Source organism: Streptococcus sp. 2020WUSS089, from assembly GCF_044427405.1.
Classification (GTDB): Bacteria; Bacillota; Bacilli; order Lactobacillales; family Streptococcaceae; genus Streptococcus; species Streptococcus hashimotonensis.
The window spans coordinates 1-1,230 of the sequence record NZ_JAOTGD010000024.1 but is presented as its reverse complement, the minus strand read 5'-3'; the positions used below and the strand labels follow the sequence as shown (position 1 = coordinate 1,230).

The 1,230-nt window shown below is 38.9% G+C and carries 1 protein-coding gene; it reads right to left on the bottom strand.

Annotation, left to right across the window (positions count from 1 at the left end):
• Positions 1–17: 17 nt before the first annotated feature.
• Positions 18–971 (bottom strand): IS30-like element ISSpn8 family transposase, encoded by a 954-nt coding sequence (locus ODU46_RS10015; protein ID WP_114866097.1) that lies wholly within the window; start codon positions 969–971, stop codon positions 18–20.
• Positions 972–1,230 lie beyond the last annotated feature (259 nt).

Below are 1,230 nucleotides of genomic sequence, written 5' to 3'. Positions count from 1 at the left end.
CAAATTTCAAGTTGAAGTTAGCCACCCAAAAGAAATTCACTTGGCGACTTGTAGTCCAAGCATTTTTTAGGGTAGTTGTTAATCCAATTTTCGATAAAAGCGACTTCTTTCGGAGTCGTTTTCTTGGTTCCTTTAGGTAACCATCTCCGAATTAATCGATTATGATTTTCATTTGAACCTCTCTCCCATGAAGAGTAAGCATGTGCGTAGTAGATATGTTCCTCAGGAAATACCTCAGACAATCGTTTGAACTCCGAACCATTATCTGCAGTAATGGACAGAATACGATGCTCCCCTAATAGTAACGTAAGCGCCTGATTGACAGATTCAGCAGTTTTATTTGGAATTAACCTTATAATTTGGTGTCTGCTCCGCCGGTCGGTTAAGACTAACAGGCAATAATTTTTTATCTTAGTCAGTAGGACGGTATCAATTTCATAATGACCATTTTCCAAGCGAAGATTAATAACGTCAGGACGTTCTTCGATAGATTTACCTGCCGGCTTAAAGTTCGGACTAGCTTGCTTCTTGACACCTTTCCTTTTTCTGGGATAAAGCATGTCGGCCTTCGTCAATCCTAAATGACCATTATGAAACCAGTAGTAGATGGTTGAAATACCAACTTTCACTTGCTTCTTCTTAACCATCATTTCAGGCGAAAATTTTTGCTTATGATAGTGTAAGATCTTCTCTCTGATTTCCTTTGTTAGAATTAACTTTTTCACCGACCGTTTTCGATTGGATTGGTAAACAGTTTGTGCGTAATCGGCAGAATAGACCTTTTTGTATAGCCCTTTTCTCACTTGTTGTAAAGTTGTACCTCTTTTGACTTCATTATGAATCGTTTGAGGCGCCTTTCCTAACAAGCCTGCAATTTCACGATTGGACTTATTTTCATTCTTCCACCGCTCAATCAAGCGACGGTTATCTATTGTCAAATGTTTCCCTTTTGGGGTATAATGTTCTTGCATCTCTGTGCCTTTCCTTGTGTTTGTGGTGAACAACAAGTATAGCACAGAGGTGTTTTCTTATACCTTACATCAGATTTCATTTGACACCAGGAACCCTTGAACCTGTTTTTTCAGCTAAACCAAGGCTATGATTAGCCTTGGCCACCTAGCCTAACAGCTTCAAGCCTGTTATCAAATGAAATCATCAACTTACTCAAACATAGTGAAACATCTAATTCTTGACCAAGGTAAGGTGGCTAACTTCATTATAGAACTTTCG

Bases quoted from the DNA above. Each gene is read 5' to 3' on its own strand.
- ODU46_RS10015 (WP_114866097.1), bottom strand. From the start codon at position 971: ATGCAAGAACATTATACCCCAAAAGGGAAACATTTGACAATAGATAAC.